The following is a 15,437-nucleotide window of genomic DNA, read 5'->3' on the forward strand; positions in this document are numbered from 1 at the left end:
GCGGTGCGTCGCAAGGACTTCCTGACCCTGGCGGGGCCGGCGGTGGTGCTCATGGCGGCCCTGCTGCTCGTCCCGCTGGGGACGACGCTGGTGTGGAGCTTCCAGAACGTCCCCGTCGGCCAGCCCGGCACGTTCACCGGGCTGGCGAACTACCGGGACCTCCTGGGCAGCCCGAGGTTCCTGGACGCGGCGGCGTTCACCGTCGGCTTCGCCGTCGTGGCCACGGCGCTCAAGGTGGCCCTCGGGTACGGCCTGGCGCTGCTGCTGACCCGGGTCCGGCGGGGACGCACCGTCCTGCTGGGGTTCCTGCTCGCCTCCTACATCGTCCCCTCCGTGGTCGGGGCGCTGGACTTCTCCTGGATGTTCAACGACGTCTTCGGCGGACCCGTCAACCGGGTGCTCGACGTCGTCGGGGTCCAGGTGAACTGGCTGGTCGACACCTGGCCGGCGCGCGCCCTCGTCGTCCTGCACTCCCTGTGGCACGAGGTCCCCTTCGTGGTCCTCGTGCTGCTCGCCGGGTTGCAGACCCTGCCGCCGGAACCGATGGAGGCGGCCAGCATCGACGGGGCCGGCTGGTGGCAGAAGCAGCGCTACCTGGTCGTCCCGGCGCTGGCGCCGGTGTTCACCTTCGTCCTGCTCATCTCGCTGATGGACGGCCTGAAGGTGTTCGACTCGATCCGCATCATGACCCCGGCGGCGCAGCAGCTGGGGACGGAGTCGTTGATGACCTACGTCTACCAGGTCGCTCTCGGCGACAGCTTCCGCCTGGGCGCGGGCAGCGCCGTCAACGTCCTGACGATGGTCGTCACCCTCGTCCTGCTCATCCCGTTCCTGCGGTCCACCTGGAAGGGGGCGCGAGCCCTGTGAGTTCCACCGGAACCCGGCCCACCGCCCTCACCGTCTCCCGCGAGGAGGGCATGGCGGCCAACCGCCGCGCCCGCGCCGCCAAGGTGCGCCGCGAGCGCCTGGGGACCCTCGCGGCGACCGTCGTCGTCGCCGTCGTCGTCCTGGGGATGCTCACCCCGTTCGCGTGGGCGGGGCTGACGGCGGTGAAACCGTTCTACGCGGCGTTCACGAACCCGCCCACCTGGGCGTTCACCCCGCAGTTCGACGCGTTCACCGACCTGTGGCGGGGGACGAACTTCGCGGCGATCCTGCTGAACACGGTGTTCGTGGCGGTCGCCGCGGTCCTCGTCATGCTCGTGGTGGGGGCCCCGGCGGCGTACGCCTTCGCCCGCTACGCCGGGGTGATCGGGCCGGTGCTGCTCGTCCTGGCCGTCGTGCTGCGGACGGTGCCGCGGTTCGCGGTGGTCCTGCCGCTGTACGAGGCGGCGCGCTCGGTCGGCCTGTACGACACGAACATCGCCCTCGTCGCCGCGTTCGTGGCGGTGAACATGCCGTTCACGCTGCTGCTGCTCGTGGGGTTCTTCCGCGACATCCCGGTGGAGCTGGACGAGGCGGCGATGGTCGACGGGTGCAGCCGGCTCGGCGCGTTCCGGCGGGTCATCGTCCCCGTCATGGGGCCCGGGCTGGTCACCGCGGGGGTGTTCACGTTCCTCGTGGCGTTCCAGGAGTACCTCATCGCCCTGACCCTGACGCAGAACGACGCGGTGACCATCCCGGTGTTCATCGCCGCCCAGCGCGGGGCCGACGAGACGTCGACGTACCAGCTGCTGGCCGCGGCCAGCATCGCGCTCGTCCTGCCGATCGCGTTCATCGCGGTGGCCGCCCGCCGGTACCTGGTGGCCGGTCTCGGCGGTGGGGCGGTCAAGGGGTGATCCCCCCCGTCGTCGGGCTCGGGGCCGTGGACGCCGCGGCCCGGCTGGCGGCGGGGGCGGTGACCTCGGTCGGGCTCGTGCAGGCCTACCTGGACCGGATCGCCGCCTACGACGACCCCCACGGCGACCAGCCCGGTCTGCGGTCCGTCGTCGTGGTCGGCCCGGACGTGCTGCGGGTCGCGGCCCGGCGGGACGCGGAACGGGCCGCGGGCGTCGTCCGCGGCCCGCTGCACGGGGTGCCGGTCCTGGTCAAGGACAACTGCGCCACCCGCGACCTGCCGACCTCGGTGGGCAGCGTCGCCCTGGCGGCGTACCGGACCCGCGACGACGCCGTCGCCGTGCGCAGGCTCCGCGACGCGGGGGCGGTCGTGCTGGGCAAGACCAACATGTCCGAGTTCGGCTGGCACGGCACGTTCACCCGCTCCTCGGTGCGGGGGGAGGCCCGCAACCCCTACGACCAGCGCCTCAGCACCTCGGGGTCCAGCGGGGGCACGGCGGCCGCGGTCGCGGCGAGCTTCGCGGCGGCGGGCCTGGGGACGGACTCCTGCGGTTCGATCCTCGGCCCCAGCGCGCACCAGGGCCTGGTGGGTTTCCGCCCGACGGCGGGTCTCGTCCCGGTCGAGGGGGTCGTGCCGCTGTCGGCGCGCCAGGACGCCGTCGGCCCGATGACCACATGCGTCGCCGACGCCGCGCTGCTGGCGTCGGTGCTCGCCGCGGACCCGTCCCTGGGCGCCGGTCTCACGGGGACCGCGCTGCGGGGCAGGCGCGTCGGGTACTTCCACTGGGACTTCTCCCGGGCGACCCCGCGGGGGCCGCGGCCCGGGACCGGGCAGGTGACGGCCCTGGTGGACCGGGCGGTGGCCGACCTCGCCGCCCGGGGGGCGGAGGTCGTCGAGGTGCCCTTCACGCGGGAGTTCGTCCGCGACCGCCTCGTCAGCGGCGGCTGGATGGACGTGCGGGCCGGCATCGACGCGTTCTTCGCCGCGACCCCGGCGCGCTGGCCGGAGGGCCTCGCCGACCTCACCGAACCTCGCGGCCGGCTCACCTTCGCCGACGTCGTCGCCGACGGCCGCTGCTCGCTGGCGCCGGAGACGATCGCGTCGTGGCTGGCGATGCCGGACGTCCCGAACCCCGCCCACGACGCGGCCGGCGCGGCGCAGGAGGCCGGCGCGCGGGCGCTGGACGCGTTCTTCGCCGAGCACGGCCTGGACGCGCTGGCCATGCCGACCTCCGAGGCCCCGGCGGCGGAGGGCTGGGCGGGGACGACGTTCTGCGACGTCGCCGCGAACACCGGCGTCCCCTCGATCTCGCTGCCGGCGGGGTTCACCGCCGAGGGTCTCCCGGTGGGGCTGGAACTGGTCGCCCCGCGCGGGACCGACGCCGTCCTGCTGGCGATGGCCCACGACTACGAGCGGGCCACCGGGCACCGTCGCCCGCCCGGCACCGTCCCGGAACTCCCGCACCACGGGAACCCCCACCGCCCGCGGTGACCCCGCGGGCGGTGGCGTGGGTCAGTGGGCGGTCGCGGGTGCGGGGACGGACCCGACCGCGGCGAGGCGCTCGCGGCGCACGGCGTGCCGGTTGATGAGGCCGCCGGAGACCACGGCCACGAGCAGGGCCGCGATCGCGGCGCCGGTGAAGGCGACGTGGTAGCCGTGCAGGACGGCGTCGGCGGGCGCGCCGCCGTACCCGGCGACGGAACTGGCGAAGACCGTCGACAGCAGGGCGGTCCCGATGGAACCCCCGATCTGCTGGAACGTGTTGACGCTGGCGCCGGCCGCGCCGGCGTCCTCGCGGGCCACGCCGCTGGTGGCGGTGTTCATGGCCGAGGAGATGACCAGGCCCATGCCCAGGCCGGTGACCACGAGGGCGGGCAGGACGGTCCCGGCCCAGGTGCTGTCGACGTCGGTGCGCAGGAACAGCAGGATCCCGGCCGTCGCGACCAGCCCGCCGGTGCGGATGAGGACCTTCGGCCCGACGCGCGGCAGCAGCCGGGGGGTGATCTGCGTGGCCGCCGTCATGATCGAGAACGGCATGGGCAGGAACGCCAGCCCCGTCTCCAGGGAGGAGAACCCGAGGGTCTGGCTCAGGTAGTAGGTGAGGAACAGGAAGATCCCGAACATCGCGACCCCGACGAGGCCGATCGCGATGAGCGCGCCCCCGCGGTCGCGGTCGCGGACGATGCGCAGCGGCAGCAGCGGGTTCGCCACCCGGGACTCGACGAGGACGAACGCCGCGACGAGCAGGACGCCCAGGGCGAGGGAGGCGATGGTCACCGGGTCCGACCAGCCGGAGGTCTCGGCGGAGGAGAACCCGTAGACGATGCCGACGAGGCCGAGGGTGATGGTGACGGTGCCGGCCAGGTCCAGGCGCGGGCGCGGCCCGCGGACGGGCTTGGGCACGAACAGCAGCGCGCCGACGACGCCGAGGACGGCGAACACGACGTTGACGTAGAGGCACCAGCGCCAGGACGAGTACTCGGTGAGCACCCCGCCGAGCAGGACCCCGGTGGCCGCGCCGGAACCGGCGATGGCGCCGAAGACCCCGAAGGCGCGGGCGCGTTCGGCGGGGTCGGTGAACGTCGTCGTCAGCAGGGCCAGGGCCGAGGGGGCGAGCAGCGCCCCGAACACCCCCTGCAGGGCGCGGGCGGCGACGAGCTGGCCGAAGTCCGCGGCCAGGCCGCCGACGACGGAGGCGCCGGCGAAGCCGACGAGCCCGATGACGAAGAGGTTCTTGCGCCCGAACAGGTCCCCGAGGCGCCCGCCGAGCAGCAGCAGCGACCCGAAGGCCAGGGAGTAGGCGGTGACGATCCACTGGCGCTGGCCGTCGGCGAAGCCGAGGTCGCGCTGGGCGGAGGGGAGGGCGATGTTGACGATGGTGGCGTCCAGGACGACGGCCAGCTGCGCGATGCCGATGACGGCGAGCACGAGCCAGCGGTGGTCCGGCGGGGCCAGGTGGCGGGCCCGGCCGTCGGCGGCGGGGGCCGGGTCGGCCGTCCGGGCGGTGTCGGAGCTCACGGGGTTCTCCAGGGGGTCGGGGGGCCGGCGGCGGGCGGGGCCGGCTGAAGCGGACGTCTCGCGTCCACTTCCGTCAGCCTACACGCAAACGGACAGGATGTGTCCAGTTGTTCCCGGCGGCGGGTACCCTCGTCCCGTGACCACGACCGCCGTCCGTCCCCTGCGCGCCGACGCCGCTCGCAACCGGGCGCTCATCGTGGACGCGGCGCGACGGCTGTTCGCCGAACGGGGCCTCGACGTCACCCTCCACGACGTCGCCGAGGCGGCCGGGGTGGGCGTGGGCACCGTCTACCGCCGCTTCCCGGACAAGGACGCGCTGCTCGCCGGTCTCGTCACCGCCAAGTACGAGACGCTCGTCGAGCTCGCCGAGCGCGCCGCCGCCCGCCCGAGCGGTCGCGAGGCGCTGCGCGAGTACCTGCTGGGAGCCATGGAGCTGCGCGCCAGCGACCGGTCCCTCTCGACGGCCGTCATGCGCGCCGCCCCCCAGACCGAGCAGGCCCTGGCCCTGCGCGCCCGCCTGTCCGAGGTCGTCGGCGGCGTGGTCGAGCGGGCCCACGCCGAGCACGCCCTGCGGGAGGGCTTCACCGCCGACGACGTCCCGGCCGTGACGTCGATGATCGGGTCCATCGCCGACCGCACCCGCGGGGAGTCCCCGGACGCCTGGCGGCGCTACGGCCTGCTCATCGCCGACGCCGTCTGCCCGCCGGCGGGGGAGCTGCCGCCCCTGGTCGGCGAGCCCCTCCCGCCGCCCACCTCGGGCACCTGCGCCGCCCCGCGCCCCTGACCGGGGGCCCGCTCAGTCCCGGCCCACCCCGCGGGTGTGCTCGAAGATCAGGCTCGTCTCGGTGAGCCCCACGTCGGGGTCCTGGGACAGGTGCTCGGCCACGAAGTCGCGCAGCGCCGCGGTGCTCTCCACCGCCACGTGCAGCAGGTAGTCGTCGGCGCCGGCGACGAAGTAGACGTCCACCACCTCCGGCTGGCGGCGCATCCGGGCCACGAAGGGGCCCATGCTGCCCCGGGCGTGGGCGGCGAGCTTCACCGCGATCATCGCCTGCAGGTCCAGCCCCAGCGCCGCGGGGTCGATGTCGGCGTGGAAGCCGCGGATCACCCCGGACTCCCGCAGCGCCCGCACGCGCAGCAGGCACGTCGAGGCGGCGATCCCGACCTGCTGGGCCAGGGCGGCATTGGTGATCCGGGCGTCGTCGGCCAGCACCCGCAGGATCGCGCGGTCCACGGGGTCGACCACCCGCTGAAGCTTCTTCGGCGGGACCGGGCCGGACACGGGGCGCGTCGAAGGACCTTCCACCGCAGCACCGTCTCACGAATCTCCTGCAGGGAGCTTGCTCCCCGACCGAACCCTCTTCACGCTGGACGTGGATCAGTCCGCACCGACGAGGAGTGAGCACCATGCGCATCGGCGTCCCCACCGAGGTGAAGAACCGCGAGTACCGCGTCGCGCTGACCCCCGCGGGGGTCCACGAGCTCGTCGGCCACGGCCACGAGGTGCTCGTCCAGGCCGGGGCCGGGCTCGGCAGCTCGCTGCCCGACGCCGACTACGAGGCCGCCGGCGCCAAGGTCCTCACCGACGTCGACGAGGTCTGGGGCGGGGCCGACCTGCTGCTCAAGGTCAAGGAACCGATCGCGGAGGAGCACCACCGCCTGCGCGCGGACCAGGTGCTGTTCACCTACCTGCACCTGGCCGCCTCCCGCCCCTGCACCGACGCCCTGCTCACCTCCGGCACCACCGCCATCGCCTACGAGACCGTCCAGTTGCCCGACCGCTCGCTGCCGCTGCTGGCCCCGATGAGCGAGGTCGCCGGCCGGCTCGCCCCGCAGGTCGGCGCGTACTCCCTCATGCGCGCCACGACGTCGGGCGGCGGCGGCCGCGGCGTCCTCATGGGCGGGGTCCCCGGCGTCCGCGGGGCCGACGTCGTCGTCATCGGGGCCGGGGTCTCCGGGCAGAACGCGGCCCAGATCGCCCTCGGCATGGGCGCCGAGGTCACCGTCCTGGACCTGTCGCTGCCCAAGCTGCGCGAGGTCGACGCCCGCTTCGGCGGCGCCGTGCGCACCATCGTGTCGAACTCCTTCGAACTGGCCCGCGCCGTCCGCGGCGCCGACCTCGTCATCGGCGCCGTCCTCGTCCCCGGGGCCAAGGCGCCCAAGCTCGTCAGCGACGAGCTCGTCGCGCAGATGCGCCCGGGATCGGTCCTCGTCGACATCGCCATCGACCAGGGCGGGTGCTTCGAGAGCTCCCGCCCCACCACCCACGACGACCCGACGTTCCCCGTCCACGGCTCGGTGTTCTACTGCGTCGCGAACATGCCCGGCGCGGTCCCGCACACCTCGACCTACGCCCTGACCAACGCGACCCTGCCCTACGTCGTGAAGCTCGCCGACCGCGGCTGGAAGGCGGCGCTGAGCGCCGACGCGGCCCTGGCCGGGGGGCTCTCGACCCACGCCGGTTCCCTGACCAACGCCGAAGTGGCTGCGGCGCACGGGCTCCCGGCGATCACCCTGGCCGAGGCGCTGGCCGGCTGAGCACCCCGCCGGCCGGGCGGGTCAGACCTCGCGCATCTCCTGCACCAGCGAGTCCACCACGTCGTGCAGCGGGTTCGGCGCACCCCGCTCGCAGCCGCGGGAGAACGTCGCCCGCTGGCGCTGGTAGCTGGCCCCCCGCTGCGGGATCCCCGCGACCAGCGCCAGGTCCTCGGCGCAGTCCAGCCGCCGGGCGACGGGTTCCAGCCGGTCCAGCCACTCGGTGAGGTCGTCGGTCACGAGGCGCTCGCGGCCCGCGGCGTCGACGATGATCTCGGCGTCCAGGCCGTAGCGGGCGGCGCGCCACTTGTTCTCCTGCACGTGCCACGGCGGCAGGGTCGGCAGGTCCTCGCCGGCCTCCAGGCGGGCGTCGAGGTGCACCACGAGGCAGTGGATGAGGGCCGTCACCGCCCGCAGTTCCCGCAGGGTGGGGGTGCCGTCGCAGACCCGGACCTCGATCGTCCCGAACTTGGGGGAGGGGCGGATGTCCCACCGGACGTCGGAGAGGCCGTCGATGACCCCGGTGACGAGCATGTCGTCGACGTAGTCCTCGAACTCGCCCCAGCCGCCGAACTGGAACGGCAGCCCGGCCGTCGGCAGCTGCTGGAACATCTGCGCCCGGTTGCTGGCGTAGCCGGTGTCGAAACCCGTCCAGTAGGGCGAGCTCGCCGACAGCGCCTGCAGGTGCGGGTAGTGGTTGAGCAGGGTGTTGAGGATCGGCAGGACCTTGTGCACCGAGTTCACCCCGACGTGCACGTGGACGCCCCAGATGAGCATCTGCCGGCCCCACCACTGGGTGCGCTCCAGCAGTTCGGCGTAGCGCTCGTCGGGGGTGACGAGCTGCTCGTCCCAGCGGCCGAAGGGGTGGGTGCCCGCGGACATCAGCTGCAGGCCCATCGGGTCGGTGACCCGGCGGATCGCCGAGATCGTGCCCGTGAGGTCCTCCGCGACCTCCGCCACGGTGTCGCAGACGCCGGTGACGACCTCCAGGGTGTTGCGCAGCAGTTCCTTCGTGACCCGCGGCCCCGTCGCCGAGGCCTCCCGGTCCACCGCCGCCATCACCTCCGCCGCCCGCGGCGCGAGGTCGCGCGAGGCGGCGTCGACGAGCACCATCTCCCACTCGACGCCCAACGTCGGGCGGGGAGAGGCGTTGAACTCCACGGACCGGCGACCCACGCCACGATCACACCACACCGGTGCCGCCCTCGCCCTCCCGTCCCCGCGACCGTTACCGTCCGGGCGTGAGCGCTGAGCGGGAAGTGGACCGGGAAGTGGACGTCGTCGTCGTCGGGGCGGGACCGGTCGGGGAGAACGTCGCCGACCGGGCCGCGCGGACCGGCCTGGAGGTCGTGGTCGTCGAGAAGGAGCTCGTCGGCGGGGAGTGCTCCTACTGGGCCTGCATGCCCTCCAAGGCGCTGCTGCGCTCCGGTCAGGCCCTCGCCGCCGCGCGCCGGCTGCCCGGGGCGGCGGAAGCGGTCACCGGCGCGCTGGACGCGGCGAAGGTGCTGGAGCGGCGCGACCGCTTCACCAGCGGCTGGGACGACAGCGGCCAGGCGGGGTGGCTGGAGTCCGCGGGCCTCGGCCTGGTCCGCGGGACCGCGCGCCTGGACGGGCCCCGCCGGGTGGTCGTGGAGACGGGCGAGGGGGCCGTGACCCTGACCGCCCGGCGGGCCGTGGTGCTCGCCACCGGTTCCGTCCCCGTCCTGCCCGGCGTGCCCGGGCTGGCGGAGTCCCGCGTCTGGACCAGCCGGGAGGCGACCAGCGCGCAGGCCGTGCCCGGGCGCCTGGTCGTCCTCGGCGGGGGCGTCGTGGGGTGCGAGCTGGCCCAGGCCTGGGCCCGGCTGGGGTCGCGGGTCACGCTGCTGGCCCGCTCGGGCCTGCTCACCGGGCAGGAGGACTTCGCCGGGGAGCTCGTCGCCGCCGCGCTGCGCGCCGACGGCGTGGACGTGCGGTTCGGCGCGCAGCTCTCCCGCGTGTCCCGCGACGACGCCGGGGTGCACGTCGTCCTCGCCGACGGCTCCACCGTCGACGCCGACGAGTTCCTCGTCGCCACCGGCCGGCGCCCCACGACCAGCGGGATCGGGCTGGAGACCGTCGGGCTGGAGGACGGCGGCGCCCTGGAGGTCGACGACACCGGCCTCGTCGCCGGGGTCGAGGGGTCCTGGCTGTACGCGGCCGGGGACGTGTCCGGGCGCCCGAAGCTCACCCACCAGGGCAAGTACGGCGGGCGCGTCGTCGGCGACGCCATCACCGCCCGCGCCTCGGGCGCGCTGATCGGGGACGCCCCCGCCTGGTCGCGCTGGACCACCACCGCCGACCACGCCGCCGTCCCGCAGGTCGTGTTCACCGACCCCGAGGTCGCCCAGGTCGGCCTGACCGCCGCGCAGGCCCGCGAGCGCGGGATCGACGTGAAGGTCGTCGACTACGAGATCGGCGACGTCGCCGGGGCCTCCCTGGTCGCCGACGGCTACACCGGCAAGGCGCGGATGGTCGTCGACGAGCAGCGCCGGGTCGTCGTCGGCGTCACCTTCGTCGGCCAGGACGTCGCCGAGCTGCTGCACTCCGCCACGATCGCGGTCGTCGGCGAGGTGCCGCTGGACCGGCTGTGGCACGCCGTGCCCAGCTACCCCACGATCAGCGAGGTGTGGCTGCGGCTGCTGGAGACCTACGGCCTGTAGGTCCCGGGGCCACCGCGCCCGCCCCGCTCAGTCGTGGACGGTGAGCAGGTGGTGCAGCAGGTCCGCCGACAGCGCGGCGTCGACGGGGCGCGGCGCGCCGTCGACGCTGCGCACGGGCGCGGACAGCCGGCCGCTGGAGACCAGCCACAGCGCGTCGGCGGTGTCCAGGTCCGCCCGGCGCAGGCGGGCGACCTCCGTGCGCTCGCCGCGGGCGGCGGCGAAGCCGAAGGCGCGGCCCTGGGTGGTGCCGTCGAGGATGCCCAGCTCCGGCGGGGGCGTCACCCAGCGGTCCCCGAACCGGGCGACGACGGTGGAGTTGGGGCCCTCGAGGACCTCCCCGTCGTCGGAGAGGAACACGACGTCGTGGGCGCCGTGCGCGCGGGCGTGGCGCAGCGCGGCGGTGTTCAGCGCGTAGGACAGCGTCTTCGCGCCCTGCAGCAGCCACGGCGCGCGGGCGGCGACGTCACCGGGGTAGGCGCGGTCGAGGACGAGGACGTCGATGCCCTCGGTGCGCTCGCGGGCGTGGTCGACGGGGACGAAGGCGTGCGCCCAGCCCGTCGGGACGCCGCCGCCCTCGACGCCGCGGGTCAGGACGAGCTTCACGAGCAGCTCCGGGACCGGGTCGTGCGCGGCCGCGACCGCGCGGACCGCGCCGGCCCAGGCGCCCGCGTCGGGGGCGGGCAGGTCCAGCGCCGCCGCCGAGCGGGCGAAGCGGTCGAGGTGGTGGCGCAGGCTCTGCGGGTTCCCGCCCACGACCCCCACCGACTCGAAGACCCCGTCGCCGCGGGTCGCGCCGAGGTCGTCGACGCGCAGGTGCGCGGCGGCGGGGTCGGCGGGGGTGAACGTCGTCGTGCCGTCGGGGGCGAACGCGGCGAGGAGCAGGGCGGGGCTGGGCACGCGGACATCCTGCCCGCCCGCCGGGACTCCCCCGGCCGCGGGTCGCGGCCGGGGGAGCGGGCGGTCAGAACTCCACGGGGGTCGTCCCGTCGAGGGGGCGGACGGCGAGACCGCCCAGGGTGGTGACCTGCCCGCCGTAGACGGCGCGCCCGGCGGGGGAGAGCAGCCCGTCGTGGATCAGCAGCCCCTCCCGGGCCCCGACCGCGCGGACGAAGTCGACGGTCTCCTTCGACGCCGCCCACGGGGCGTTGAGCGGGACCGCGAGGACGTCCACGCCCTCCGGGGTCGCCTCGTAGGAGTCGCCGGGGTGGAACAGCGTCGGCTCGCCCTCCGCGGAGAGCAGGAAGCCGACGTTGCCGATGCGGGCGACGTCGGCGTGGATGAGGGCGTGCCGGCCCCCCACCGCCGTCGTGGTGACGCCCGCGACGTCGAAGGACTCCCCCGGGTGCAGGGGCAGCGCCGGCAGGCCCGACTCGCTCAGCGACGCCGCGACCCCCGGCTCGGCGCGCAGGACCGCGCCGTCGTTGCCGTCGAGCAGGGACGGCAGCCGCTCGACGTCCACGTGGTCGGGGTGGGCGTGGGTGACGAGGACGGCGTCGAGGCCCTCCAGCTCCTCGAAGCCGTGGCTGAGGGTCCCGGGGTCCAGCAGGACCCGGGCGGCACCGGTCTCCACCAGCAGGCACGAGTGGCCGAAGTGCGTGACGCGCATGGTCACGGAACATACCCCCGCAGCTCGGCCCACACGGTCTTGCCCGCCCCCTCCGCCGCGACCCCCCAGGCGGCGCTGAGCGCCTCTACGATGGCCAGGCCGCGCCCGCCGAGGGCGTCCTCGCCCGCGTGGCGCTCGCGGGGGTGGCGGGTGGAGGCGTCGCGCACGGCGACGGTCAGGCGGCGGCGGGCCGGTTCGAAGCGCAGCGTGACGCCGGCGGCGGAGTCGGTGTGGACGAGGGCGTTGGTGACGAGCTCGCTGAGGACGAGCTCGGCCTCCTCGAGCAGGTCCTCGGCGTCCCAGGCGGTGAGGGCGGCGGCCAGGAAGGTGCGGGCGTGGGCGACCGCGCGCAGGTCCGAGGCCAGCGGGAGGACGGCCTCCTCGACCTGGGTGCTGGGACCCCGGTAGGCGAGCACGAGCATCGCCGCGTCGTCGTCGAGGCGGTGCGGGATGCCCGCCATGATGCGGCCCGCGAGCTCCTCGGGGTCCGTGCCCGAGGCGGCGAGGGCGTTGCGCCGCAACGCCCGTGCCCCGGACTCGAGCTGGTCGGAGCGGGACTCCACCACCCCGTCGGTGTACATCACCACCCGGCAGTCCCCGTCGAGGCGGTGCGACTGCTCGGGGTAGGTCGCGGCGTGCTCGACCCCCAGCGGCGGGCCCGGTTCCACCGACAGCTCGCTCAGGTCGTGCCCCCGCACGACCAGCGGCGGCGGGTGCCCGGCGCTGGCGACGGCGACGGTGCCCGCCTCCTGGTCCAGCCGCACCAGGCAGCAGGTGGCGAACAGCTCGTCGGTCTGGTCCACCAGCAGCCGGTTGGTGCGCTCCAGGGCGGCGCCGGGGCCGTGGCCCTCGCTGACGTAGGCCCGCACGGCGGTGCGCAGCTGCCCCATGAGGCCGGCGGCGGTGGTGTTGTGGCCCTGGACGTCGCCGATGACGAAGACCACCCCGTCGTCGACCTCCAGGGCGTCGTACCAGTCCCCGCCGACCTCCGCGCCGACGACGGCGGGCTGGTAGCGGACGGCGACGCGCACCCGGTCCAGGACGGGCAGGCGCTGGGGCAGCAGTCCCCGCTGGAGCGTGCGGGCGAGGTCGGTGAGGGCGGCGACGGAACCGGCGAGGCTCTCGCGGGCGGCGCGCTCGGCGTCCAGCAGCTGCGCGCGCTCCAGGGCCAGGGACACCTGGGCGGCGACGCTGGCGAACAGGGGCACCTCGCCCGCGCGGTCCTCCGGGCCCGGCCAATCCGCCGCGAGGGCCCCGACCGCGCGCCCGCTGCGCTCCACCAGGGGGACGGCCAGGCCGGAGCGCGGCGGCGCGTCGGGGACGCCGTGGGCCCGCAGGTACTCGGCGATCCGCTCGGGCGGGGCCACGACGGGCCGCCCGGTGAGCACGGCCTCGGTGACGGGGTTGCCGGCGTCGATGGCCATGGTGCCGGCGGTGGCCTCGTGCTCGGGGGAGACCGGCGGGTGGCCGTGGCGCACCAGGACGTCGCGCGCGTCGTCGCGCAGGTACAGCGCCACCGACACGCACCCCATCGCCTCGGCCACCCGGCGGGGCACCGCGCCGGTGATGTCGGCGGTGGTGGCGCTGGTGGAGAGCAGCGCGGTCACCGACTGCAGCAGCGCGGTGCGCGCCGCGGCCGCGGCGGCGGCGGCCTCGCGGTCCTCGGCGAGGCGGCGGGCCTCGAGCTGCTCCCCGAGCAGGAGCGCGTTGTCGATGGCGACGGCGGCCCCGCGCGCCGCGGACAGGGCCGTCGCCTCCGCCTCGGCGTCGAAGCGGCCGGGCGCGGAGTGCCCGAAGAGCATCGCCCCGATGACGTGGGTGGCGTCGTCGACGGCGGTGACGGGGACGGCGAGGTAGCTGCGGACGTCGCGGTGGGTGTCGGGCAGGCCGTGGGTGGAGCCGTGGCCGAAGCGGGGGTCGAGGTGGACGTCGTCGACGCGCACGGGGTCGGCGCCCTCGAAGGTGGGGGCGAACAGCGCGGTGTGCCGGACGGGCTCGGCCTCGGGGAACTCCCGCACGCCCGCCCCGGCGAGGGTCAGCAGGTCCAGGCGGTCGCCGTGCACGTCGCGGTCGTGGTAGAAGAACGCGCCGTACTCGGCGCCGACGGCCTCGGTGGTCGCCCGGGTGGCGGCGTCCAGGACGGTCCGCAGGTCCCGGCCGTCGCGCAGCGCGAGGTGCGTGATCGCCAGCAGGGGCTGGTCCCTCCGTCGCTCGACCACTCACCGACCATAGGTCATCACTCGCCGTGATCGCGGTTCGGCGGAGCCGCCCCCGGCCCCCCGGGACCCTGACCCCGCACGAGCAGCGCCAGGTGCAGCGCCAGCCGCGTCTCGGGGTCGTCCAGGTCCCGCCCCAGCCGCCCCGCCAGCCGCTGCACCCGCCCGTAGGCCGCCGGGCGGGACAGGTGCAGCAGCCCCGCCAGTCTCGTCATCGACCCGCCCGAAGCCAGCAGGTGGGCCAGCAGCTCCAGGTCCGCCCGCCCCCCGTCGGGGGCGTCGAGCAGCGGCGCGAGCTGACCCTCGGCGAACTCCGCCACCCGTGCGTCGTCGCGCAACCGCCACAGCAGCCCCCGCACCCCCAGGTCGGCCGCGCGGCGCACCCGCCCGGGCGCGCGCCCCGGGGCCGCGGCGGCCACCTGCGCGACGTGCCGGGCCTCGGCGAACCCCTCGCCGGTCCCGCTGAGGCGCTCCCCGGGGGCGGTCACCCCCAGCGTCGCCGACGCCGGCAGCTCCGCCGCCAGCCGCACCAGCGACCGCTCCGCGGCCCCGACGAGCAGGACGCCCACCACGTCCGGCCCCAGGACCCCCGTGATCCCCACGACCCCGGCCGCTCGCAGCGCGGCGGCCACCGCCGGGCGGTCGGCCCCGCCGGGGGTGTGCACGGCCCCCGCCGCGAACCCCCCGCGCACGGGCAGCCCCAGGGCCCGCAACCGCTGCCGCAGCGCCGGTTCGTCGACGGGACGGGCCCGCAGCAGGTCGCTGACGAGGTCGCCGTGGGCGCGGTCGGCGGTGACCTCGCCGGGACCGCCCGCGGCCAGCAGCCGCAGGACGGTCAGGACCTCCGCCGCGCGCTCCAGGACCAGGCCGGCGTCCTGCCCCGCCCCCCGCCCGGGCAGGACCAGCCGGCCCCAGCGCTCACCCGGCCGGCCCACCGCCACCGCCGTCCACCCCTCCGGGCCGCCGCCCGGGCCCCCACCGCCCTCGCGGCGCGAGCGGCGCGCCCAGTCCCGCAGCACCTCCACGGTGCCGCTGCGGCCGGGGACGTGGTCCACCGCGCGGTGGGCGAGGTCCTCCAGCACCACCGGCGCGTCCAGCAGCCCCGCGGCGCGCTCCAGGACCTCCCGCGTCGAGGCCCCCGACGTCCCCAGCGCCGCGAACGTCGAGTGCACCCGCTCGGCGAAGCGCAGCCGCTCGTGCTGGGCGTCCAGCAGCCGCGCGTGCACCCGCTCGGTGACCTCCACGAACCGGATCGCCCGGTGCAGCTCCACCAGCGGCAGACCGCCCGCCCGCGCCGCCCGCAGCAGCGGGGCCGGCAGCGCGGGCAGGACCTCGCCCAGCTCGACGACCAGACCCGCCGCGCCCGCCTCGACCAGGGCGCCCACGTACCCGTCGGCGTCGAAGCCGGCCCGGGTCAGGCCCAGCCCCGTCGACAGCAGCAGCTCCCCGCCGCCCAGCAGCCCCGTCACGTCGGCCTGCTCGCTGACGTGGACCCAGCGCACCGGTGCGTCGAGGCGGTCCTCCCCGGCCCGCACGCGCGGCGCCCCGGCCACCAGGACCGGCAGGGCGAGGACGTCCGCGACCGTCAGCACGCGGGGAGGTTAGCG

Annotated in this window: 13 protein-coding genes; 6 read left to right on the top strand and 7 right to left on the bottom strand. The window is 75.9% G+C overall.

Annotated elements, in window-relative coordinates:
- The first annotated feature begins 3 nt into the window (after positions 1-3).
- From KRAD_RS13390 to KRAD_RS13400, 3 genes are read left to right on the top strand one after another with little or no spacing between them, the layout of a single operon-like run.
- Positions 4-867, top strand: a complete 864-nt coding sequence (locus KRAD_RS13390) for a carbohydrate ABC transporter permease (RefSeq protein WP_012086158.1) — start codon at positions 4-6, stop codon at positions 865-867.
- Positions 864-1,778 (top strand): carbohydrate ABC transporter permease, encoded by a 915-nt coding sequence (locus KRAD_RS13395; protein WP_012086159.1) that lies wholly within the window; start codon positions 864-866, stop codon positions 1,776-1,778. The genes KRAD_RS13390 and KRAD_RS13395 overlap by 4 nt, the downstream gene beginning before the upstream one ends.
- Entirely contained in the window at positions 1,775-3,268 is a 1,494-nt protein-coding gene (locus tag KRAD_RS13400) for an amidase (RefSeq protein ID WP_012086160.1), read from the top strand. The genes KRAD_RS13395 and KRAD_RS13400 overlap by 4 nt, the downstream gene beginning before the upstream one ends.
- Before the next feature lie 21 nt (positions 3,269-3,289).
- Here the strand turns inward: KRAD_RS13400 and KRAD_RS13405 are convergent, their stop codons facing one another.
- Positions 3,290-4,795: an MFS transporter gene (locus tag KRAD_RS13405; RefSeq protein WP_012086161.1), complete on the bottom strand. Its 1,506-nt coding sequence runs from the start codon at positions 4,793-4,795 to the stop codon at positions 3,290-3,292.
- 136 nt (positions 4,796-4,931) lie between these two features.
- On the opposite strand from KRAD_RS13405, the gene KRAD_RS13410 reads away from it, so the two are divergent.
- Positions 4,932-5,579 carry a TetR/AcrR family transcriptional regulator gene (locus tag KRAD_RS13410; RefSeq protein ID WP_049821200.1) on the top strand — a complete coding sequence of 216 codons (648 nt, stop codon included), beginning with the start codon at positions 4,932-4,934 and terminating at the stop codon, positions 5,577-5,579.
- Between the two features lie 12 nt (positions 5,580-5,591).
- Here the strand turns inward: KRAD_RS13410 and KRAD_RS13415 are convergent, their stop codons facing one another.
- Positions 5,592-6,041 carry an Lrp/AsnC family transcriptional regulator gene (locus KRAD_RS13415; RefSeq protein WP_203417566.1) on the bottom strand — a complete coding sequence of 150 codons (450 nt, stop codon included), beginning with the start codon at positions 6,039-6,041 and terminating at the stop codon, positions 5,592-5,594.
- A 161-nt stretch (positions 6,042-6,202) separates the two neighbouring features.
- Here KRAD_RS13415 and ald point away from each other — a divergent pair, with 161 nt between their 5' ends.
- Positions 6,203-7,333 (top strand): alanine dehydrogenase, encoded by a 1,131-nt coding sequence (gene ald / locus KRAD_RS13420; protein WP_012086164.1) that lies wholly within the window; start codon positions 6,203-6,205, stop codon positions 7,331-7,333.
- 21 nt (positions 7,334-7,354) lie between these two features.
- On the opposite strand, the gene KRAD_RS13425 is transcribed toward ald, so the two are convergent.
- Entirely contained in the window at positions 7,355-8,506 is a 1,152-nt protein-coding gene (locus KRAD_RS13425; protein WP_012086165.1) for a glutamate--cysteine ligase, read from the bottom strand.
- A 65-nt stretch (positions 8,507-8,571) separates the two neighbouring features.
- Between KRAD_RS13425 and KRAD_RS13430 the strand changes: the two genes are divergently transcribed.
- Positions 8,572-10,008: a dihydrolipoyl dehydrogenase family protein gene (locus KRAD_RS13430; protein WP_012086166.1), complete on the top strand. Its 1,437-nt coding sequence runs from the start codon at positions 8,572-8,574 to the stop codon at positions 10,006-10,008.
- A gap of 27 nt (positions 10,009-10,035) precedes the next feature.
- Here the strand turns inward: KRAD_RS13430 and KRAD_RS13435 are convergent, their stop codons facing one another.
- The 4 genes from KRAD_RS13435 to KRAD_RS13450 form a co-directional block, all read right to left on the bottom strand.
- Positions 10,036-10,905: an aminodeoxychorismate lyase gene (locus KRAD_RS13435; RefSeq protein ID WP_012086167.1), complete on the bottom strand. Its 870-nt coding sequence runs from the start codon at positions 10,903-10,905 to the stop codon at positions 10,036-10,038.
- A 64-nt stretch (positions 10,906-10,969) separates the two neighbouring features.
- Complete coding sequence (locus KRAD_RS13440; protein WP_041293214.1) at positions 10,970-11,614, bottom strand: MBL fold metallo-hydrolase; 645 nt, start codon at positions 11,612-11,614, stop codon at positions 10,970-10,972.
- A gap of 2 nt (positions 11,615-11,616) precedes the next feature.
- Positions 11,617-13,833 (bottom strand): SpoIIE family protein phosphatase, encoded by a 2,217-nt coding sequence (locus KRAD_RS24405; RefSeq protein WP_012086169.1) that lies wholly within the window; start codon positions 13,831-13,833, stop codon positions 11,617-11,619.
- A 17-nt stretch (positions 13,834-13,850) separates the two neighbouring features.
- On the bottom strand, positions 13,851-15,422 hold the full coding sequence (locus KRAD_RS13450; RefSeq protein ID WP_012086170.1) for a PucR family transcriptional regulator: 1,572 nt from the start codon (positions 15,420-15,422) through the stop codon (positions 13,851-13,853).
- Positions 15,423-15,437 lie beyond the last annotated feature (15 nt).

The sequence above is a fragment of the Kineococcus radiotolerans SRS30216 = ATCC BAA-149 genome, assembly GCF_000017305.1.
Taxonomy (GTDB): domain Bacteria; phylum Actinomycetota; class Actinomycetes; order Actinomycetales; family Kineococcaceae; genus Kineococcus; species Kineococcus radiotolerans.